This is a genomic window from Brevibacterium sp. CSND-B09 (assembly GCF_052906525.1).
This window is the reverse complement of the sequence record NZ_JBREGI010000001.1, coordinates 4,090,230-4,110,489: the sequence shown is the minus strand read 5'-3', so window position 1 is coordinate 4,110,489 and position 20,260 is coordinate 4,090,230. Positions and strand designations below refer to the sequence as shown.

Below are 20,260 nucleotides of genomic sequence, written 5' to 3'. Positions count from 1 at the left end.
TTAGATATGAGCGAACGCAGTCTCCGCGGAACACAGTTGGGCTCGCGCAGCCTCGAAACCGAGGAGGGCGTCGAGCCGGCACCCCGCCAGATGGTCGAATTCGAATGCGAAGACGGAACCCGCTTCAAGGTGCCGTTCTCCATCGAAGCCGAAGTCCCCTCAACCTGGGATTCGGGAATCCACGGCATCGGCGTCCGCGTCGGAGTCAACGAACCCGATGGCGAGCCCGTCAAGCATGTGCGTTCCCACTGGGACATGCTCCTGGAACGCCGATCCTTCGACCAACTCCAGGTGCTCCTCGACGAGCGCCTCGCAATCCGTCGCGGTGAGGTTCCGGCCCAGAGCTGATATAACCACAACAAGAGCACACAAGGGGTGCAGGTCAACCGACCTGCACCCCTTATTGCTACCTGACGGCGGTCCAGCAACCTCGCGCGAGGTTGCTGGGCCGCCGTCAGGTAGTAAGAGGGGGAATTTAGGTGGTGGGGGTGGAACGGGTCAGCAGGCGGCGCAGCTGACTGCGGCGGCGGGTCAGGCCCCAACTCGCAACCTTCGTGAACGCCTCGGAGATGATCGAGCCGCTCATCTTCGATTCACCGAGCTCGCGTTCGACGAAGACGATGGGCACCTCGGCGACGCGGAAGCCGGCTTCGACGGTGCGGTAGGTCATGTCGATCTGGAAGCAGTATCCCTGCGACTGCACACCGGAGAGATCGAGTGCCTCGAGCACAGCGCGGTTGTACGCGCGGAAACCGGCGGTCGCATCTTTGACTCCCAGACCCATGACAGCGTTGACGTAGACGTTCGCGCCGCGGGAGAGGAAGTATCTCGACTTCGGCCAATCGACGATCTCGCCGCCGGGCACCCACCGTGAGCCGATGATGAGGTCCCCTCGTCCTTCTCCCGCGGCGTCGAGCAGCTGCCCCAGGTCGAGGGAACGGTGAGAACCGTCAGCATCGAACTCGCAGATGATCTCGTAGTCGCGTTCCAATGCCCATTGGAATCCAGCGATATAGGCCATTCCGAGCCCTGACTTCTCGCTGCGGTGGAGGACGTTGATGCGGGGGTCCTTCTCAGCCTGCTCATCGGCCCACTCGCCGGTTCCATCGGGAGAGCCGTCGTCGACGATGAGGACGTCGACTTCGGGCTGCTGTTCGAACAGTCCGGCCAATGTCACGGGGAGGGCGAGACGTTCGTTGAAAGTGGGGATGACGACAAGAATCTTGGAAAGCACGGACTCCACGATACGCGGAAGTCGCCCCAGACAATGAGTCGACACCCCCGCCTTCGGACCACGCTGCCGCAGCAGCGAGTTATCTATTGACGGGAGTGCCGACTCCATCCCACGTCAAGCGGAATGTTCACGTCGAATCTAGTGGCCGCCGGAGACTTTGCAAAATCGCTGTGACCTGGGCTGATGGCTGAAACTGCAGGTCAGAGGCTTAGTTGAAAAACCGGAACTTTCAGTCCATCGGCGTGTCGGCTGGACAGGCCGAAGCATCGGTTTCAGATCAGAGTTCCACCCGGGTGGGCAGCGCCACATCGGGAGACAGTTCGGGCAGCCCAGGCGTTCCCGACCGCGGGTCGGTGCTCCAGGCTGCGACGCGCGGGTCGGCGACCTGGACGACGAGCCGGTCGACCTTCCAGCGCACGAAATCGGCATCGGCACCGGGGGCGAGCACTCCGCCTTCGGGATTACCGGCCGCGCGGTGGGCGAAGCGGGTGGCAGCGTTGAAGGCCGCACGAGCGCCGATTCCTCCGTCGCCGACAACGGCATCCCGCACTCCTGCCCAGGGAGAGGTCTGGGAATGGCTGAAGGACACCTGCGCTCCGGCGGCGAGCAGCTGAGCCAAGGGCTGCGGGCGAGCAGGGTCGAGGGTGATGGCGATTCCGCTGCGGCCGAGGGCTTGAACCTGATCGTCCGGAACGGAGAAGTCCAGGCGCAGACGGTACCCGTGGCGTTGGGCATGAGCGGCATCGGCTCGCAGGGTCTCGAGCACCTCGGTGAGCTGGGCGTCCGAGGCGACGAGGATGAAGAGGCTCAGTGCCGGCAGCTCCTCGAGTCCGAGCAGGTCAGCGGCGGTGATCGAGGCGCGACGGGACCCAACGGAACCGGAGTCCAGCTGCGGGTAGTCGACGATCGACAGTGCCTCAGGAGTGTCGGCGGCGAACCGGGCGACCGCCTCGGCGGTGCCGATCGCGTGCACATGGGTGAAACCCTGTGCGTACAGGTCGGCTGCCGACGGGGCCGAGTCGTCCACGATCAGCCCGGCATGGACGAATCCCGGGGTGAGGAAGCCCTCACCGAGGTCGATCGCCTCCGGGTCCAGAGCCTTGGCCGCTTCATCGGAACCGATGAACGAGACCTTCCCGTCCTCATATCCCAACGCCGTCGCAAACGGATCGACACTGCTGTAAACATCTCCACCAAAGTACATAGTCACAGCCGACAGGCTACACCGTCGGCCGTTGCGGCTACACCTGTGTCAGGAGGGTCGGGTATCGTCACCTGATGTGAAGCCCTTGGTTCTGCTCGATACTCCAGCCCTGTACTACCGCGCCTTCTATTCGGTGCCGGATTCGATCGTCAATGCCGACGGTCACCCGGTCAACGCCGTTCGAGGGGTGCTCGACACCGTCGCGCAGATGGTGCGCCGGTTCGACACCGATCGTGTGATCGCGACGATGGACGCGGATTGGCGTCCGGCCTTCCGCACCGCGATCATGCCCGAGTACAAGGCGGCACGCGTCAAGGACGAAGAAGCCGGCACGGAGATCCCACCTGAGCTGGCCGTGCAGCTGCCGATCATGAACCGCGTCCTCACAGCCGCGGGGATTCCCATCGCCGAGGTGGCCGGGACCGAAGCCGATGACGTCATCGCCACGATGGCTGCCCAGTCGAAAACCCCTGTGATCATCGTCTCCCCCGACCGCGATCTGTTGGCTCTGCTCGACTCGTCCGCCGAAGTCAGCGTACTGCGCCCCCGGAAAGGCGGCGAGTGGGAAGCCCTGGCACAGACCGACCTTCCGACCGCCTACGGAGTGCCCGACGGCGCCCGCTATCGCGAGCTCGCCGCTCTGCGCGGCGATCCGTCCGACGGGCTTCCCGGAGCACCCGGTATCGGGGAGAAGACCGCCGCGACGCTGCTGGAGAACTTCGGCTCCCTCGAATCGATCGTCAAGGCCGCCAAGGCCGGGGTGAAGACCGGCGGGCTCAGTCCGAAGCGAGCCGCAACGATCATCGAGGTCGAGGAGAGTCTCTACAAGACTCTGGAGGTCATGCGCTGCCTGACCGACGTCGAGCACGGCATCGACCTCGACCGCGTCCCGAACAGCTTCGACCGCGCCGGGGTCGAAGCTGCGGCCGAAGGGCAGAACATCCGCCGCTCCGTCGACAATCTCACCAGTGCTCTCGAATCCGTGTCGGGGACCGCCGGTGCGGCTTCCGCACACTCCGCGGCACCTGGGAGCACAGCGACAGCGTCCCTGCCATCCAAGTCTGCCGTGTCAGCTGAGTCAACAGTACGGAACGGGACCGACGGTTCGTGGGCTCAGTCGCGGCTCGTCGGCTTCGACCTCGAGACCACCGGAGTCGAACCGGCCACCGCCCGAATCGTCACCGCCGCCTTCGTCGACTCGGCGGATCAGGTGCGCACGTGGCTGGCCGATCCGGGGATCGAGATCCCCGAATCGGCGCGGGCGGTCCACGGCATCACCACCGAATTCGCTCAGGCCAACGGAGCCGCCGCCACCCAGGTCATCAGCGAGCTGTGCGCAGAATTCGCCGCACTGAGAGAAGAAGGCGCCGTCGTCGTCGGACACAACGTCGTCTACGACCTCAGTGTGATGGCCGCCGAGGTGGCCCGCCACCGCCCGGACATCGATTTCCCCTCGATCATCCCGACGATCGTCGACACCTTCGTCGTCGACAAGCACATCGATCCCTACCGCAAGGGCAAACGGACGCTCATCGAGACGGCGAAGACCTACCGCGTCGAACTCCTCGACGCCCATGATGCTGCCGCCGACGCTCTGGCCGCTCTGGACATTTCCCGAGCATTGGCCGAAAAGTCGACGGAAATCTGGGCGATGAGCAACGATGAGATCATGGCCGCACAAGCCGATTGGAAGCGCTCACAGGCGGCAGGGCTGCAGGCCTGGCTGCGGAAGAAGGGCAACGCCGAGGCCGTCGTCGACGGTTCGTGGCCCATGTCCTGAACGCTAGACTCGACATCGACGTACAAACGACGAAGGACGACAATGGGATTCTTTTCTCGCCTGCTCAACCGACCCGGCTCTCATGCGGAGAAGACGACAGGTTGGTTCGAGCGCGCCGTCGACGATCTGGACGCGGCCGGGCGCGAATTCTCCGAGCTCAGCGATGCCGAAATCACGGAGGCCGCCGGCGAGGTCTTCGGCTCGGGCACACAGCAGCAGACTCTCATCCGCTACTGCGCTCTGGCGCGCGAAGCTGGTGAGCGGGTGCTGGACGAACGCGCCTATGACACACAGCTTCGCGGACTCGTCGGGCTGCTGCAGGGCAGCATCGTCCAGATGGCCACCGGTGAGGGCAAGACTCTCGTCGGTGCGCTGGCCGCAGCCGGCTACGCACTGCAGGGGCGACGCGTGCACGTCGTCAGCGTCAACGACTACCTCGCCGTCCGTGACCGCAACTGGATGAAGCCCCTGTTCGACCTCCTCGGGGTGAAGTCAGCCGCGATCTCCGGCGCGCAGGGCGACGACGAACGCCGTGAAGCCTACCGCTCCGAGGTCGTCTACGCCTCGGTCACCGAGGTCGGCTTCGATGTCCTCCGTGACCGGTTCCTCACCGAGGATGCCGATCAGCGGGTTCCCGAACGCGATGTCGTCATCGTCGATGAGGCCGACTCCGTGCTCATCGACGAGGCGCGTGTGCCGCTCGTCCTCGCCGGTTCTTCGAGTGTCCAGGACACCGACGCCGCGATCGCAGCGCTCGTGTCCCAGCTCAGCCCGGACACCGACTATGAGGTCAGCGCCGACAGGCATGCCGTCTCACTCACCGACGCCGGAGTCGACCGGGTCGAGGAGGAACTCGACGTCGAACTCTTCGGAGAGGACTCCGAGACTCTCGCCGCCGTCAACCTGGCCCTCCACGCTAGGGCGCTGGTCAAACGCGACGTCGACTATCTCGTCGTGGATGGACGGATCAAACTCATCTCCTCGTCCCGAGGCCGCGTCGCCGAACTCCAGCGCTGGCCGGACGGACTCCAAGCCGCGGTCGAAGCCAAGGAGAGCCTCGACGCCACCGACAGCGGTGAGATCCTCGATCAGATGACGGTCGAAGAGCTCATCCACGGATATCAGACCGTCTGCGGAATGACCGGCACCGCACTGGCCGTCGGGGACGATCTGCGCGAATTCTATGGGCTGGAGATCGTGCCCATCGACACGCACCTGCCCGTGGTCCGCGTGGACGAACCCGACCGCCTGTTCACCTATCAGGAGTCGAAGGAACGAGCGATCGTCGAAGAAGTCGCCGACCATCATGCCCGCAGCCGTCCCGTTCTCATCGGAACCTCCTCGGTGGCCGAGAGCGAGTCGCTGGCCGAACGGCTGACCGAACGCGGAATCGACGTCGCCGTCCTCAACGCCAAGGACGATTCCCGGGAAGCGGAGATCATCGCGAAAGCCGGTGCCCCCGGTGCGGTGACGGTGTCGACGCAGATGGCCGGACGCGGAACGGACATCCGTCTGGCCGACGACGAGGTCGCTGACGCCGGGGGCCTCCTCGTCATCGGTGCCGGTCGCTATCCGTCGTCCCGACTCGATGACCAGCTGCGCGGTCGCGCGGGTCGTCAGGGCGATCCCGGCACGTCCGTGTTCTTCACCAGCCTCGAAGACGAACTGGTCACCAGGGTTCCCGAGATCCAACGCTTCGTCTCCGAAGGTGATGAGACGGGCCTCATCGAATCCAAGCGCGCGCTCGGCCTCGTCGAACACGCTCAGCGCATCGCCGAAGGACAGAACACCGCACTGCATCGTGACACCTGGCGCTTCAATGAGCTCATGGCCAAACAGCGCGAGCTCGTCCTCGAACGCCGAGCTGAGATCCGCAAGGGCGACGAGCCCGTCGAGCAGCTGCGCAAGGAGCTCGGCGACCGTGCCGATGAGATCGTGCAGGACCACTCCGAGGAGCTGCTGGACTCAGTGCTGCGCGAGGTCATGCTCTTCCACCTCGACGCGCGTTGGGTCGATCACCTCGCCTTCCTCAACGATCTGCGTGAGGGCATCCACCTGCGCACCTTCGCCAGGGAGAAGCCGCACGAGGCATTCAACACCGAGTCGATCCGCGTCTTCTCGTCGTTCTGGTCCGATGTCATCGACGATTCGAAGTCGACGATCGAGGAAGCGACGATCACCGATGAGGGAATCGACCTCGAGTCGCACGGACTCAAACGCCCGTCGTCGACGTGGACCTACCTGACGACGGAGAACGCGTTCGGCTCCGATATCGAGAACATCGTCAAGAAGGTCCGTCGCTGAGACGATGACGCTGCGTCTGCGCTCCCCCGCCGGAGAGCGCAGACGCGGTGACGTTCAGGAGTCGGCGACGACTCCGCGACGAATGGATTCGATGGTGCGCCGAACGCGCACTGCGGTCTCCGCATCGATGACCTCAGCGACCTGACCGAGCAGATCGAGGCTCTGTTTGGCCCATCTGACGAAGTCACCGGCGGCGATATCGCTGCCCCGCAGTGATTCCGACAGGGTTTTGCCTTCTGTCCACCGGTACATCGGTCGGATCAGCCCACGGTCCGGTTCGTCAGTCGTGGTCAGAGCATGCTGTTCTTCGAGGTGGAAGAGCCGACGCCAGATCGTCTCCGATTCATCGCAGACAGCCTTGAGGTCGGCGCTCGGTGCCCGATGCGCGGTCAGGGTGTCCCTGCGCGACTGGAAGACGAAGATCGAGGCGAAGGCCGCGAGTTCCGGCTCATTGAGTCTGTCCCACAATCCGGCGCGGATCGTCAGCGCCACCAGGAGATCCCGTTCGCCGTAGATCCGACGCAGCATCGTCGAGTGCTCGGGGTCGAACCCGAGCCCGCGCAGCACATCCTGGACCCGGTCGAACACGAGAGCGATCGAGGTGGTGCGGCCTTCGATGCGGGCGATGAGCGAGTCGTTTTCCCGGATGAGCTTGTCCGCACGGTTGGCCCAACGAGCGTGGAGTTCCCGGTCCGGGCAGTCGTGGCAGGGATGTGCCCGCATCTGTGCCTGAAGTTCGGCGACAGTGGTGCTCTCCCCCTGATGCTGTCGGGTCGATTCCCAGTGGGCTTCCGCATCGACCCTGCCGTCGGCAACGGCGGCTTCGAGGATGGACAGCAGCTGCCTGCGGTCGCCTGCCTGCCGGTGGTTGAACTTCTTCGGCACGCGGACGCGCCCCTGGGAGGCGACGGGTTCGGTCACCTCATGGGGTCGCAGATGCCACACCTTCCCCTGCTCGGTGAGAACGGTGGGAAGCCGCGATACTCCGTCCTTGTTGCTCATCGGAGAGATGATCACTGCGCGACCGCCGACCCGTTTCGCCGGCATCGTGACGACATCGCCGATCTTGAGAGCAGTGAGGGATTCGACGATGTCGCGCTGCCTGTTCCGCGACTTCGTCCGGGTCTCCTGCTTCTGGGTGTCCGAGATCGCCCGGCGGAGTCCGGCATATTCGGAGAAATCACCGAGGTCGCAGTGCATGGACTTCTCATACGCCTCGATCGTCGCTTCGTTCTTGCGCACCTTCCGTGCCAGGCCGACGACGGCCTTATCGGCCTGGAACTGGGCGAAAGAGGTTTCGAGCACCTTGGCGGCCTCGTCCGAACTCATTCGCGACAGCAGGTTCGCCGTCATGTTGTAGGTCGGTCCGAACGCCGAATTCAGTGCGTAGGAGCGGTTCGAGGCCAAGGCTGCCAGCTCGCTGACCTCGATGGTCGGGTGCCAGACCACGACCGAATGGCCGATGCGGTCGATTCCGCGGCGACCGGCTCGTCCGGTCAGCTGGGTGTACTCCCCCGGGGTGATCATCACATGTGCTTCGCCGTTGAACTTCACGAGCTTTTCGAGCACGACCGTGCGTGCAGGCATGTTGATGCCCAGCGCCAGCGTCTCCGTGGCGAAGACGACCTTGATGATTCCCTGCGAGAACAGCTCCTCCACGAGCTGTTTGAACTGCGGGATCATCCCCGCATGGTGCGCGGCCACTCCGAGCAGCAGACCCTCACGGAAGGTGTGATAGCCGAGGATGCCGAGGTCTTCGTCGGCGAGATCGTCGCGCAGCGACTCGAGAGCGGCATTGACGATCGTCTTCTCCTCTCGAGAGTTCAGATCGGTGCCCGTGCTCAGATACTGTTCGACGGCTTCATCGCAGCCATTGCGGGAGAAGATGAACATGATCGCCGGAAGCATGGCCGCCTCGGCGAGAGATGCCACCACCTGAGTGCGGCTGGGACGGCGGAACCGGGCACGGGTGGCACGTGCGCGCTTCGACCGCGGTCCCCCGTGTGTGCGAGTGGCGTGATTGAGTGCCGGATCGATGCGATCGGAATCGCTGTGCGTGAACAGGTCGTACATCCGGTGTCCGACCAGGACGTGGTTGACCAGCGGCACCGGCCGGTGACTCGTCGAAACGATCGTCGTCGGTCCCCGGACTTCACGCAGCCAGGCCCCGAACTCCTCCACATTCGACACCGTCGCCGACAGAGACACCATCTGCACACGATCCGGCAGGTGGATGATGACCTCTTCCCACACCGGCCCGCGGAACCGGTCGGCGAGGTAGTGGACTTCGTCGAGGACGACGAATCCGAGGTCCGAGAGACCAGACACGTCGTTGTAGAGCATGTTGCGCAGCACTTCGGTGGTCATCACGATGATCGGCGCATCGCGGCGGATCGACGTGTCGCCGGTGAGAAGCCCGACGTTCTCCACCCCGTGGACCTCTGCGAGGTCATTGAACTTCTGGTTGCTCAGCGCCTTGATCGGGGTCGTGTAGAAGACCCGTTTGCCCTCGCCCCGGGCCAACTCCACAGCGAACTCCGCGATGAGCGTCTTGCCGGCACCGGTCGGCGCGGTGACCAGCACATCCTCACCGTCCTGCAGATGGCTGCAGGCTTCGACCTGGAAGTCATCGAGGGCGAACTCGGTGCGCTCCATGAACTGTCCCAAGGGAGTGCGGGCGAACTCCGCACGCGCCTTGAAATCGGCGTAGGCGGCCGAGGGGCTCAGCGGTTCCTCGGCGGAAGTGTCGGTCGAAAGCGGCGTAGGGTCAGTCATTCTTCTCTTCGTCGGTCAGTTCGTCCTCGTCGACCCACAGGCCCTGCGCGATGAGGCGCTTCTTACGTCGGCGATCATTGAAGACACAGATCACCCACGCCAGACAGAACAAAGTCATCATGGGGATGACGAGGAAGAACATGGACATGGCGTCCGGAGTCGGGGTGGCGATCGCGGCGAACAGGAAGACGAGCATGACGATGATGCGCCACGACTTCTTGATCCTCTCCGCCGACAGGATTCCGAGCATGTTGAGTCCCACCATGAGCACGGGAAGGACGAATGCGAGTCCGAAGACGACGATGATGATCATCACGAAGCTCAGGTAGTCCTGTGCCGGGATGATGTTCGTGCCGCCCTCGGGGGTGAACGAGGTCAATGCCTTCACCGCATTGGGCAGAGCGAAGAACGCCATGGTCGACCCGGCCAGGAACAGCGGAATCGCTGCCCCGAGGAATCCGAGGGAGTACAGCTTCTCCTTGCGCTTCAGTCCCGGGACGATGAAGGCCCAGACCTCATAGAGCCAGATGGGGCAGGAGAGGAAGAGACCGATGAAGAACGAGAGTTTGATCTTCATGTCGAAAGGAGAGGCGACTCCGGCGAAGTTGATCTCGGCCATCCGTCCGCCGTTGTCACGGATCGTCCGGATCGGCTCTTGGAGGATGTCGAGGACAGGGTCGTAGAGGAACCAGCCGGCCACCGCACCCAGGGCGATGGCGATGGCGGAGATGATGACGCGATTGCGCAACTCGACGAGGTGCCCGACGACGGGCATCTTCTTCTCAGGATTGCTCTTCCGTGATCGAGATGGCTTCCGCTGGCTGTTCTCTTTCACTTCTCGTGAGACTGCGGGTCCTGCTTCTCTCGCCGCGACTCCTCGGTACCAGTGGTTTCACCGGTGGCCGTGGTGGAATCGGTCGAGGAGTTCTGGTTGAGCGCTCCCGGCTCGGTGGTCTTGCCGGATTCGTCGTCGTCGCGCAGGTCCTTGACTTCGGACTTGAAGATCTTCATCGACTGTCCCAGGCTTCGGGCCAGCTGCGGCAGTTTGGGTGCGCCGAAGATGATCACGATGATGAGGATCACGATCGCGATCTGCACGAAACTTGGTCTCATGGGGAGCTCCTTGGATTGTTGATGCTGTGGATGATTCTACGCGCTGCGGCTGAGCCTTTCATCCACATCCGGGCGCGGTCTTCGTCTCAGCCGAGCCTGCGCAGGGCGGCCGCAACGGCTTCGGTGTCGTCGATCTCGGTGATGACATCGGCATGGCAGAGCAGGAACCGGCTGAGCCAATCCACCGAATGCACGAGCAGGCGGATGCGTACGCTCGTGTCACCGCCGTCGAGGTACTCGCGATTCGTCACGTCGAGTTCATCTGCCAGCCATGCTCCCGCGGCCGCGAGACCGAGGGTGACTTCGTAAGAGCTCGTCGTCGACTCACTGACCGACATCGGCGGATGCGCTGCCGGTTCCCAGGAACGGATGCGCCCCAGGGCGAAGCGGCGGGGTGCTCCGGCCGAGTAGCACCAGGCATCGACGTACCAGTCAGCACCAGGTACGAGCCGGGTCGGGGCGATGGTCCGGGTCGTGAGTTCGTCGCGGGAGCCGACGTAGTAGTCGATGCTCATCGCCGTGCCTTCTTCGACAGCCTGTCGCAGTGCGGTCAGCAGCTCTTCGTCGGCATCGATGGGGCTGACGTCGACGGCGGTGCGCAGGTTCTCTCCTGCCGCCACACGCAGTTTGGATGCTGCTGTGGCCACGGCTTCGGAATCGAGTCCGGGCAGGGAAGAGAGCATATCGAGCGCGAGCACGAGGACGCCGGCTTCCTCGGCGCTGAGCCGCACGGGAACGGAGACCTCTTCGGCGTTGGAGATGAATATCTGCCCGCCTTCCCAGGAGGCGTCGATGAGATCATCGGGCATATGTCCGGGTCGACCTGTGACGAAGAGCAGCTGCAGATCGTCGATGAGGGTGTCGGAGTCGATGCCGAAATAGGCGGCGGTCTCTTCGAGGTCCGCTCCCGGATGCGCGTCGAGGTAGGGCACGAGGCTGAGCAGCCGGGTGAGGCGTTCACGCGCTGAGGACACTGGTGCCTCCCAAGCGGTTGAGCGAGTCCCGAATCGTTTCGCGTCGGCGGTCGACGGCACGCACGAGGTCGGGCGGATCGACCACGTCGACGGCGTCCCCGAAGCCGACGATCTCAGCGGCGAGGCCCTCGACATCGGAATACCCGATGATCACGTCGTCTCCGTCGCTGCGGATCTGTCGACGGCGCAGCGGATCGGCCCGGTGCGCACGGATGCGCAGCGTCGCCTCGGCGACGACGGCCATCTCGGAACTCGACTGCAGCGCCAGCTGCGGGGAGAAGTCCTCGGGAATCTCATAGTCGCCGGGTTCACGGCCGCTGAGCTTCGCGATCCCTCCCTCAACACGGGAGAGCCGGAAGGTGCGGCGAGCTTCGCGATCGAGATCGAAGCCGAAGAGGTAGACGCGGTCACCGCGGCTGAGCAGCGCATAGGGTTCCAGACGCACTTTCCTCACGCTCTGGCCGGGTTTGTGGTAGCGGAAGCCGACGGCTTCGCGGGCGTTGATGTGGTGAAGGGCCGTGGCGAAGTTCGCGCTGGCCAGCCGGTGCGCGGCGGTGCCCGGGTCGACGCTTCCCGGTCCGGCGGCGGACTGGCCGAGGTCGATGCCGAGAGCACGCAGCTTCGTCAGCGCCTGAGCCGAGGACTCCCCGAGTTCGGTCTCCGCCCAGAACGCGGCGGCCACGGTCACGGCAGCCACCTCGGCGGGGGTGAGATCGACGTCGCCCATCGCATAGTCGGCGGTGGAGATCCGATACCCCGTCTCCCCCGCATCGCCATAGGCATCGTGTTCGGCCCGGGTGGCGATGGTGATGCCCATGTGCCGCAGCAGCTCTTTGTCGCGAGAGAATTTGCGATCGAAGGCGACCTCGTCGAGTCCGGAATAGCCGTCGATGGCGCTCATCAGCGTCTTGCGCGACACCCAGCCGCGGGAAGCGCGCAGGGCGATCAGCAGATTCATCAGACGTTCGGTCTGCTGTCTCTGTCTGCTGGTGCGGGGTGTATTCACGATTCCACCGTAACCTAAGCCGGGCGATAGTCTTGGGACCATGATTCATTGGCGCAAAGGAATCGTCGCAGCGATTCGCTCCACCCGGCCAGGATACACAGAGGTCGAGGTCGAACTGGACGAGGCCGTGCCCGGCACCGATGTGAGATCCATCCGAGCGGTCGCCTACACCGATGCCGTCGGGCAACCGCAGAACCGGGACACCGTCATCGTCAATGTCTCGGCTCTTGCGAAGCGCCTGGGCACCGGTGGCTTCGGTCTCATCGTCGCCCTACCCGATGCGCTGCCGGCAGATCCCCCGGACGGCCCCGGTCATCTGGTCAAGGACCGCTATTCGCCGTTGCAGACGATGGTCCTCGGCGTCGACGATCAGGAGTCGCAGCATCATTCCACCCTCGCCGAGGCGGACAGCCTCGGTGGCATGCCGGTGGTCGTGGCCGATCTGCATTCGGCTCTGCCCGCGGTACTTGCCGGCATTCGCGCCGTCGACCCGTCGTTGTCGGTGGCTTATGTGCTCAGTGATGGTGCGGCTCTGCCGGCCCCGTTCTCTCAGGCCGTCGCCGGACTCAAGGACGCCGGCTGGCTTCAGGGCGTGATCAGCACAGGTCAGGCCTGGGGCGGAGATCTCGAAGCGGTGACCATCCACACGGGACTGCTCGCGGCCAAACACGTGATGGGTGCCGATATCACCATCGTCGCTCAGGGGCCAGGGAACCTGGGCACCGGCACGAAGTACGGCTATTCGGGACTGGTCACCGGAGAGCACCTCAATGCCGCCGCTCTGCTCGGCGGGCATCCGATCGGTCTGCTGCGGATGTCGAACGCCGATGCCCGCGGCCGCCATTTCGGTATCTCCCATCATTCGCTGACGCCCTTGAGTGAGATCGCACGACCGGGGATGACCGTACCGGTGCCCGATTTCTCCACCCTCACCGAGGCGGAACGAGCCGAGATGGACCCGGATCCCGGTGTCGTCGCCGAAACTGTGGCCGAGCAGCTGCATCGACTCCGGAAGCATGATCTCGTCGACATCGATCTGATGGGGCTGTGGGAAGCGCTGCGCACCTCACCTGTGGGTCTGTCGACAATGGGCAGGAAGCTGCCCGCCGATGCTGCGTCGTTCCTCGCAGCGGCCGCCGCTGGACGCTGCGCCGCCGGGCTCGCGCGCCGCTGACCGCGTCGAACACAGGTCAGCGCCTGATCTCCTCAGAATCCCCCTCCGCGTCGGCGAAGACAGATGTGGCCGGGTTCCGAAGAACCCGGCCACAGCCGTCTCAGTCAGGATCAGCGTGTGCTGATGATCCGGCTGAGTCTCAGCGCACGTTCTCGAGGTCGCAGACGAAGATCAGCGACTCTCCGGGTTGGATGACTCCGCCTGCGCCCTGATCGCCGTACGCCAGGTGCGGTGGGATCTGCAGGGTGCGGCGTCCGCCGACCTTCATGCCCTGGATGCCCTGGTCCCAGCCGGAGATGACCATTCCGGATCCGAGGCGGAACTCCAGCGGGGTGCCGCGGTTGTACGAGGCGTCGAATTCCTCGCCCGTGGAATGGGCGACTCCGACGTAGTGCACGCTCACGGTGTCGCCGGGTCCCGCCTCGGCGCCGGTGCCGATCACATCATCGGTGATGATGAGCTCGGTCGGGGCGTCCCCGCCGGGGAAATCGACTTCGGGCTTCTGCTTGCTCATGTGTTCCTCCTGGTGTCGGTTCTGTTGAGATATCGGACGTTCTCAGCCCTGGGCCGAGAGGATGTCGACGACGAAGATCAGGGTCGCATCACCTGGGATGGACGGTTCGCTGCCCTGTTTGCCATACCCCTTGTCCGGCGGGACGACGAGGACGACCTGGTCGCCGACCTTCTTGCCGACGAGCCCCTCGTTCCAGCCGTCGATGACCTGGGCCTCGCCGACCGGGGCGACGACGAAGGGCTGTCCGTCCTTCTTCCAGTTCGAGTCGAAGGTCTTCGATGTGTCGTCCCAGAGCCAGCCGGAGTACTTCACGGCGACGCTCTGGCCCTTCTTGACCTCGTCGCCTTTGCCTTCGATCGTCGTGTACGACTCGAGCTCGGTCGGCTTCTTGCCCTTCGGCTTCGAGATCGATGGGGCGCCGTCGTCGCCCCACTTCACGGTCACAGGGTTGTCCGACTGATCGGCCTTCTTCCCCTCGGCGCGAGTCAGCGGCTTCTTCGTGTCCTCGATGTCGATGACGTAGACGAGCGTCTGCGACGCCTCCCCCTGCTGGGCGCTGCCGTTGAGCGACATCATCACGCGGGAACCGACCTTGACGTCGATGAGTGCGTTGTAGAGGTCTTCGGAGATCTGGGACTTGTCCATGGGGAATCCGGCGGCGGAGTCCGAATCGTAGCTGGATTCGACGGTCTTGCCGGTCGTCCCGGAGACCAGCGTCATCTGTGCCGTGACCTGCTCGCCGTCGGCGACCTTGTCGCCGGTGCCCTCTTTGAGCACCTTCTTCTCGGTCTTGTCCATGACCAGCGGTGCTTCGAAGCTGACCTTGGGCTTCTTCCCCATCTTGCCGTCGACGGTGATGTCGTCGAGGCTGGTCGACTTCGCGTCCTGAGCGGCCACCGACGGCGGAGGCGTGGTCGAGTCCTCTGACTCATCACCCTGCCCGCAGGCCGAGAGCAGCAACAGGCCCGCCGCGATGGCGCTGAGCACTTTGGTGCGCACTGGTTTCCTTTCGTCACGCCGAGGCCGCGCCCGGGTAGGGGCTCGACCGAATCACAGGGCGATCTTACAGGCCCGCGATGAGTGTTTCCGCCTGCGGGTGAGTCGTGGCGAACGGGTCCTTGAGTGCGACGGCTCGACCGGATTCGTCGTTGAGGCGCAGGTGCACCCAGTCGACGGTGTAGTCGCGACGGGCCGCATGGGCTGCGCGGACGAATTCGCCGCGGATCGCCGCCCGTGTGCTCGCTGGCGGTACGTCCTTCGATCGTTCGGCTGCCTCGGCGGGGACGAGACTCTTCGCCATTCCCGCGGCCTCGAGCTTGGGAAACAGCCCCGTCGCGGGCGTGATGTCGTGGAAGGCGATGTCGAGTCGGTGGATGCGCGGATCGGCGATATCCGTGATTCCGCGCTGCAGCGACCGTTCGATGAGGGTGCGTTTCATCACCCAGTCGATCTCCGTGTCCACGGTCGAGAAGTCCTGCGATTCGACGGCGGTGAGCATCCGCGTCCACAGGTCGATGACGTAGTGGGCCAGATCATCATCGCCGAGGCTGTGCTCCCCGGACTCCACGATCCGCTGTGCCCGATCCCGGTAGTCGCCGAGCAGTCCCAGCGGAGTCGTCGTGGTTCCGTCGGTGCGTTCGAGCACGACCCGTCCCGTGAGATCACGGGCGACGAGCCTGATATCGCGCACCGGGTGGCGCAGCCCGTTCTCCGGGATCCGTGCGCCCTGTTCGATGAGGTCGAGCATGAGGACTGCGGATCCGATCTTCAGCGCCGAGGTGGCCGTCGACATCGAGGAATCACCGACGATGACGTGCAGCCGCCGGTACTTCTCCGCATCGGCGTGCGGTTCGTCGCGGGCGTTGATGATCGGACGCGACCGTGTCGTCGCCGATGACAGTCCTTCCCACATGACGTCGGACCGAGCTGAGAGGCCGAACATCATCTCCGAGCGGTCGGCTTCCTCATCGGGGGTGAAGGCCGAACGGCGCGGGATCACGGCTCCGGCACCGACGAGCAGCTGACGCGAGACGAGGAAGGGCAGCAGGACCGTGGTCAGCCGGTTGAAGTCGAGGGTACGGCGGATGAGGAAGTTCTCGTGGGACCCGTAGGAGTTGCCTGCCGCGTCCGTATTGTTCTTGACCATGTGCACGCGTCCGCCGATGCCATCGACTTCTAGCGCGGTTTGGGCCTTGTCCAGCAGGTCGATCATCAGACCTTCGCCGGCTCGGTCCTGGGAGAGCAGGTCCCCGAGATCATCGCATTCGGCGGTCGCATACTCCGGATGGGATCCGACGTCGAGGTAGAGGCGCGACCCGTTGGGCAGGAACACGTTCGACGACCGGCCCCATTCGACGACAGGACGGAAGAGATACCGGGCGATCTCCTCGGGGCCGATGCGACGTCCGTCGGGGTCGGCGGTGTGGGCGAGTCCGTATTCGGTTTCGAGCCCGTAGATGCGTGCCATTCAGTCCTCCCGCAGTGCGCTCATCGCCGCGTCGTCGAGGCGGCGGAAGGTCCGCTGCTTCGTCGTCGTGCGGTCGAGGACGGCTGCCTCGAGTGCGTCGGTGGCCAGGATCGCCTGGGTCGCGGCTCCCAGTGCGGTCACACCGTGGTTGAATACTTCGCGCAGAGTCATCTGTGAGCTGCGCACCCCGGCCAGGGATGCCGTGATCGCATCGGCCTGACCGCCGATGGCCACATGTTCGGTCTCGTCGATGACGGATCCGTCGTAGCTGAGCCGGTAGAGCTGGTCGGTCTCCGGTGTGAGTCCGAGTTCGGCGACGACGAGTTCGACCTCGAACGGCTTCGACTCGGTGGTGAAGACGCCGGCCAGCGTCTGTGCGTACGCGTTCGTCAGTCCGCGAGCGGTGACGTCGGTGCGGTCGTAGGAGTATCCGCGCAGGTCGGCGTAGCGGACTCCGGCTTGGCGCAGGGTCTCGAATTCGTTGTACTTGCCGACGGCGGCGAAGCCGATGCGGTCGTAGATCTCAGCGATCTTGTGCAGCGTCGGTGACGGGTTCTCCGCCAGCAGCAGGATGCCTGTGTCGAAGCGCATGACGACGACGGATCGGCCGCGGGCGATGCCCTTGCGGGCGAAGTCGGCCCGGTCCTTCATCAGCTGTTCGGGTGAGACGTAGAACGGTGCCTGACTCATCGACGGTCCTTTCGCGGTAACGGTGCCGCAGTCATCACCGGGCGGTGGCCGTGCGGCGGGCGACGACCTCGGTGGCGGTGTCCAAGACGGAGGCCGAATCGACCTCGGTGACCCCGTTCTCGAGGTCGACGGTGAAGATCGTCGGGGCGATCTGCCGGACGAAATCCGGTCCGCCCGTCGCCGAGTCGTCGTCGGAGGCGTCGAAGAGGGCTTCGACGGCAACCCCAATCGCCTGCTCGTGGTCGAGGTCGGCCCGCCACAGCTTCTTCAGCGCCCCGCGGGCGAAACCGGAACCGGAGCCGATGGAATGGAATCGGTGCTCTTCGTACTTTCCGCCGGTGACGTCGAAGCTGAAGATCTGACCCTGCGGTCTGGATACGTCGACTCCGGCGAACAGCGGGACGACGGTGAGTCCCTGCATCGCCAGCCCGAGGTTTCCGCGCAGCATCGCAGCCAAGCGGTTGGCTTTGCCGTTGAGCGAGAGACGGGCGCCTTCGATCTTCTCGTAGTGTTCGAGTTCGAGTTGGAAGAGCCGGATGAGGTCGAGTGCGACCCCGGCGGTGCCGGCGATGCCGATGACGGAGTAGTCGTCGGCGGCTTTGACCTTCTCCATCGAGTGCGAGGCGATGAGGTTGCCGATCGTCGCTCTCCGGTCACCGGCCATGAGGATGCCCGAGGCGGTGCGGAAGCAGATGATCGTCGTGCCCTCCGGGGACTGTTCGGCCAGATCCCGCACACCGGGGTGCGGCAGCGCTTCAGGCGCCGAGGAGCGGGCGAGTTCGACGAACGAATTGCTCGTCGAACTCAAGAATGCAGGAGGGAATCCTGCCATCTCATTGGCCGCCCTTCTGCACGAAGTTCTTGACGAACTCCTCCGCGTTCGACTCGAGCACACCGTCGATCTCGTCGAGGATGGAATCGACGTTCTGAGTGTTGATCTGTCCCTGCACGGCCTCCGGCGGATCGACGGGGGCGTCTCCCCCACCGGACGATTTGTCTCTCTGGACCTGTTCCTGCGAGCTCATCTCACACTCCTTCAGTCGTTCTTCGAACTCAGTCTATCCACTCCGAGTGCCTTGAGCAGGCCCTCGGCGGTTTCGATTCCCTCCACCCGATCGGCAAGCAGCTCACGGGTGCCTTTGAGCGGTTCGTGCATGGGCAGACGCACCACACCGAGGGCTCCCGCGTTGACCACGAGCGAGTCCCAGCTGGCGGCGACCAGATCCTCGCCGAGGCGGCTGACCGCCACGGAGCGCAGGAACGCGCGGGTCCCGTCGGGTGCGTTGACCACGGCGGCTTCGACCTCGGCGTCGGTGGTCATCCGACGGATGCGGCCGGCTCGTTCGAGCTTGTGGAACAGTCCCTTCTCCGGGCGCACATCGTGGTACTGGACGTCGATGAGGGCCAGCTTCGGATGGTCCCAGTCGATTCCCTCACGAGAACGGTAGCTCTCGAGCAGCACCCATTTGGCGACCCAGTCGATGGAGTCGGCCAGGGTCGTCGGGTCGGTCGAGAGCCCATCGAGGAATCGGCGCCATTCGGCGAGCACCTCGGCAGTTTCGGCATCCTCGGCATCGGCGTGTTCGAGGCACGCAGAGTAGAAGGCTTCTTGAATCTCCAATGCCGTTGTCGTCGTACCGTCGCTCAGCGCCAGCGGAGCCCTGAGGGTGAGGTCGTGGCTGACGTCCCACAGTGCCTGCAGGGCATCTGCGAGTTCGATCTGCGGTGCCAGCCCGGCCTCGATGAGTCCGAGGACGAGGGAGGTCGAACCGAAGCGGACGAACGTCGCAGGCTCCGCCAGGGTGGCGTCGCCGATGATCACGTGCAGCCGGCGGTATTTCGCGGGATCGGCATGTGGTTCGTCCCGGGTGTTGACGATGGGACGGCGCAGGGTGGTCTCGAGCCCCACTTCGGCTTCGAAGAAGTCGGCGCGGGACGAGATCTGGAAGCCCTTGCCCTCGCCTTCGCGACCGATGCCGACCCGTCCGGATCCGCACAGGATCTGCCGGGTGACGAAGAACGGGACGAGGCCCGCGACGATGTCGTCGAAGTCCGTGGACCGGTCGACGAGGTAGTTCTCATGGGTGCCGTAGGAGGCTCCCTTGGAGTCCGTGTTGTTCTTGTACAGATTCACCGGTTCCGCGCTCTTCTCGAGGGTCCGCACCGATTCGAGGGCGACGAGGTCGCCGGCCCGGTCGAAGGTGACGATATCGCGTGGAGTGAGGACTTCCGGGGACGAGTACTCGGGATGAGCGTGGTCGACGTAGTAGCGGGCGCCGTTCTCCGTGACGACGTTCGCCAGGTACTGGGCTTCGAGGTCGTCCTGCGGGATATGGGTCAGCTGCGAGGAGTCGGCGTCGGCGATGTTCATGAAGAAGCCGCGGGCGTCGGCCAATGGAGACTCCGTGGCGAAGTCCCAGAAGTTCTGGGACGATTTCAGTCCGCGCGGTCCGGCATAGGCGTCGACGACACGCGCCGAGTCCCGCATCGGGTTCGCTCGCGGATTGCCCGGCTGGCTGAGGCCGAACTCCGTCTCGGCTCCCATGACGCGCCTGACTCTGAGCATCTGATTCTCCTCCAAGGTCTAGACTCGGGGACGTGGCAACGAAGAAATCTCATCTCCCCATCGCACTGATCGTCGACCTCATCCTCGTGGTTCTGTTCACGATCGTCGGTCATTACACACATTCTCACAATTTCGATCCGCAGGGGCTGATGACCACAGCGTGGCCGTTCGTCGCAGCCCTCGTCATCGCCTGGCTGCTCACGGCCGTCTGGGATCGGCCGATCGCTCCGCTGGCCACGGGAACCGGGGTCTGGGCGATCACCGTCCTCGTCGGACTCGTCCTGCGCGGGGTCACCGGAGCCGGCGGCGATCCGGGGTCGGTGCCGGTGAGCTTCATGATCGTCGCGACGTCGCTCAACCTCATCACTCTGGTCGGTTGGCGTCTCATCGCCACGGCCGTCTCCGGGGGTTCGGGCCGCCGCAAGCGCAGTCGTTGAGCATCTTCCCCTTCGGCCCTGT

General features: G+C 64.6%; 19 protein-coding genes. 5 read left to right on the top strand and 14 right to left on the bottom strand.

Features of this window, described 5'->3' with window-relative positions; genetic code table 11:
• The first annotated feature begins 6 nt into the window (after positions 1–6).
• Positions 7–348, top strand: coding sequence for an RNA polymerase-binding protein RbpA (locus ACU4IU_RS18345; RefSeq protein ID WP_446657541.1), 342 nt, complete (start codon positions 7–9; stop codon positions 346–348).
• Between the two features lie 127 nt (positions 349–475).
• On the opposite strand, the gene ACU4IU_RS18340 is transcribed toward ACU4IU_RS18345, so the two are convergent.
• A complete protein-coding gene (locus tag ACU4IU_RS18340) occupies positions 476–1,234 on the bottom strand; it encodes a polyprenol monophosphomannose synthase (protein WP_446657540.1) in 759 nt (252 codons plus the stop codon).
• Between the two features lie 277 nt (positions 1,235–1,511).
• Positions 1,512–2,438 (bottom strand): metal-dependent hydrolase, encoded by a 927-nt coding sequence (locus tag ACU4IU_RS18335; RefSeq protein ID WP_181270642.1) that lies wholly within the window; start codon positions 2,436–2,438, stop codon positions 1,512–1,514.
• Between the two features lie 76 nt (positions 2,439–2,514).
• Here ACU4IU_RS18335 and ACU4IU_RS18330 point away from each other — a divergent pair, with 76 nt between their 5' ends.
• Together ACU4IU_RS18330 and secA2 are read left to right on the top strand one after the other, a co-directional pair.
• Complete coding sequence (locus ACU4IU_RS18330) at positions 2,515–4,218, top strand: 5'-3' exonuclease H3TH domain-containing protein (RefSeq protein ID WP_434595310.1); 1,704 nt, start codon at positions 2,515–2,517, stop codon at positions 4,216–4,218.
• A gap of 42 nt (positions 4,219–4,260) precedes the next feature.
• Positions 4,261–6,522 carry an accessory Sec system translocase SecA2 gene (gene secA2, locus ACU4IU_RS18325; protein WP_446657539.1) on the top strand — a complete coding sequence of 754 codons (2,262 nt, stop codon included), beginning with the start codon at positions 4,261–4,263 and terminating at the stop codon, positions 6,520–6,522.
• Between the two features lie 54 nt (positions 6,523–6,576).
• Here secA2 and ACU4IU_RS18320 read toward each other — a convergent pair whose 3' ends face one another.
• The 5 genes from ACU4IU_RS18320 to ACU4IU_RS18300 all read right to left on the bottom strand — a co-directional run bounded on the left by ACU4IU_RS18320 (position 6,577) and on the right by ACU4IU_RS18300 (position 12,390).
• Positions 6,577–9,297, bottom strand: coding sequence for a DEAD/DEAH box helicase (locus ACU4IU_RS18320; protein WP_446657538.1), 2,721 nt, complete (start codon positions 9,295–9,297; stop codon positions 6,577–6,579).
• A complete protein-coding gene (tatC, locus tag ACU4IU_RS18315; RefSeq protein WP_446657537.1) occupies positions 9,290–10,132 on the bottom strand; it encodes a twin-arginine translocase subunit TatC in 843 nt (280 codons plus the stop codon). The genes ACU4IU_RS18320 and tatC overlap by 8 nt, the downstream gene beginning before the upstream one ends.
• Complete coding sequence (gene tatA, locus ACU4IU_RS18310) at positions 10,129–10,410, bottom strand: Sec-independent protein translocase subunit TatA (protein ID WP_139467226.1); 282 nt, start codon at positions 10,408–10,410, stop codon at positions 10,129–10,131. The genes tatC and tatA overlap by 4 nt, the downstream gene beginning before the upstream one ends.
• Before the next feature lie 86 nt (positions 10,411–10,496).
• Complete coding sequence (locus ACU4IU_RS18305; protein ID WP_446657536.1) at positions 10,497–11,384, bottom strand: WYL domain-containing protein; 888 nt, start codon at positions 11,382–11,384, stop codon at positions 10,497–10,499.
• Positions 11,368–12,390, bottom strand: coding sequence for a helix-turn-helix transcriptional regulator (locus tag ACU4IU_RS18300; protein ID WP_229663924.1), 1,023 nt, complete (start codon positions 12,388–12,390; stop codon positions 11,368–11,370). Before ACU4IU_RS18300 ends, ACU4IU_RS18305 begins: the two co-directional genes overlap by 17 nt.
• A 40-nt stretch (positions 12,391–12,430) precedes the next feature.
• Here ACU4IU_RS18300 and ACU4IU_RS18295 point away from each other — a divergent pair, with 40 nt between their 5' ends.
• Complete coding sequence (locus ACU4IU_RS18295; RefSeq protein ID WP_139467228.1) at positions 12,431–13,564, top strand: DUF3866 family protein; 1,134 nt, start codon at positions 12,431–12,433, stop codon at positions 13,562–13,564.
• Between the two features lie 139 nt (positions 13,565–13,703).
• On the opposite strand, the gene ACU4IU_RS18290 is transcribed toward ACU4IU_RS18295, so the two are convergent.
• The 7 genes from ACU4IU_RS18290 to dop form a co-directional block, all read right to left on the bottom strand.
• Positions 13,704–14,078 carry an FKBP-type peptidyl-prolyl cis-trans isomerase gene (locus tag ACU4IU_RS18290; protein ID WP_025778366.1) on the bottom strand — a complete coding sequence of 125 codons (375 nt, stop codon included), beginning with the start codon at positions 14,076–14,078 and terminating at the stop codon, positions 13,704–13,706.
• 42 nt (positions 14,079–14,120) lie between these two features.
• Positions 14,121–15,077, bottom strand: a complete 957-nt coding sequence (locus tag ACU4IU_RS18285) for an FKBP-type peptidyl-prolyl cis-trans isomerase (RefSeq protein WP_229663925.1) — start codon at positions 15,075–15,077, stop codon at positions 14,121–14,123.
• Positions 15,078–15,141: 64 nt separating this feature from the next.
• Entirely contained in the window at positions 15,142–16,545 is a 1,404-nt protein-coding gene (pafA, locus tag ACU4IU_RS18280) for a Pup--protein ligase (RefSeq protein ID WP_139467229.1), read from the bottom strand.
• A complete protein-coding gene (gene prcA, locus ACU4IU_RS18275) occupies positions 16,546–17,235 on the bottom strand; it encodes a proteasome subunit alpha (RefSeq protein ID WP_139467230.1) in 690 nt (229 codons plus the stop codon).
• Between the two features lie 34 nt (positions 17,236–17,269).
• A complete protein-coding gene (prcB, locus tag ACU4IU_RS18270) occupies positions 17,270–18,067 on the bottom strand; it encodes a proteasome subunit beta (RefSeq protein WP_139467231.1) in 798 nt (265 codons plus the stop codon).
• 1 nt (position 18,068) lies between these two features.
• Positions 18,069–18,260: a ubiquitin-like protein Pup gene (locus ACU4IU_RS18265; protein WP_025778371.1), complete on the bottom strand. Its 192-nt coding sequence runs from the start codon at positions 18,258–18,260 to the stop codon at positions 18,069–18,071.
• Positions 18,261–18,271: 11 nt separating this feature from the next.
• Entirely contained in the window at positions 18,272–19,801 is a 1,530-nt protein-coding gene (dop, locus tag ACU4IU_RS18260) for a depupylase/deamidase Dop (protein ID WP_172169512.1), read from the bottom strand.
• A 32-nt stretch (positions 19,802–19,833) separates the two neighbouring features.
• Here dop and ACU4IU_RS18255 point away from each other — a divergent pair, with 32 nt between their 5' ends.
• A complete protein-coding gene (locus ACU4IU_RS18255; protein WP_139467233.1) occupies positions 19,834–20,238 on the top strand; it encodes a DUF3054 domain-containing protein in 405 nt (134 codons plus the stop codon).
• Positions 20,239–20,260: the final 22 nt, after the last annotated feature.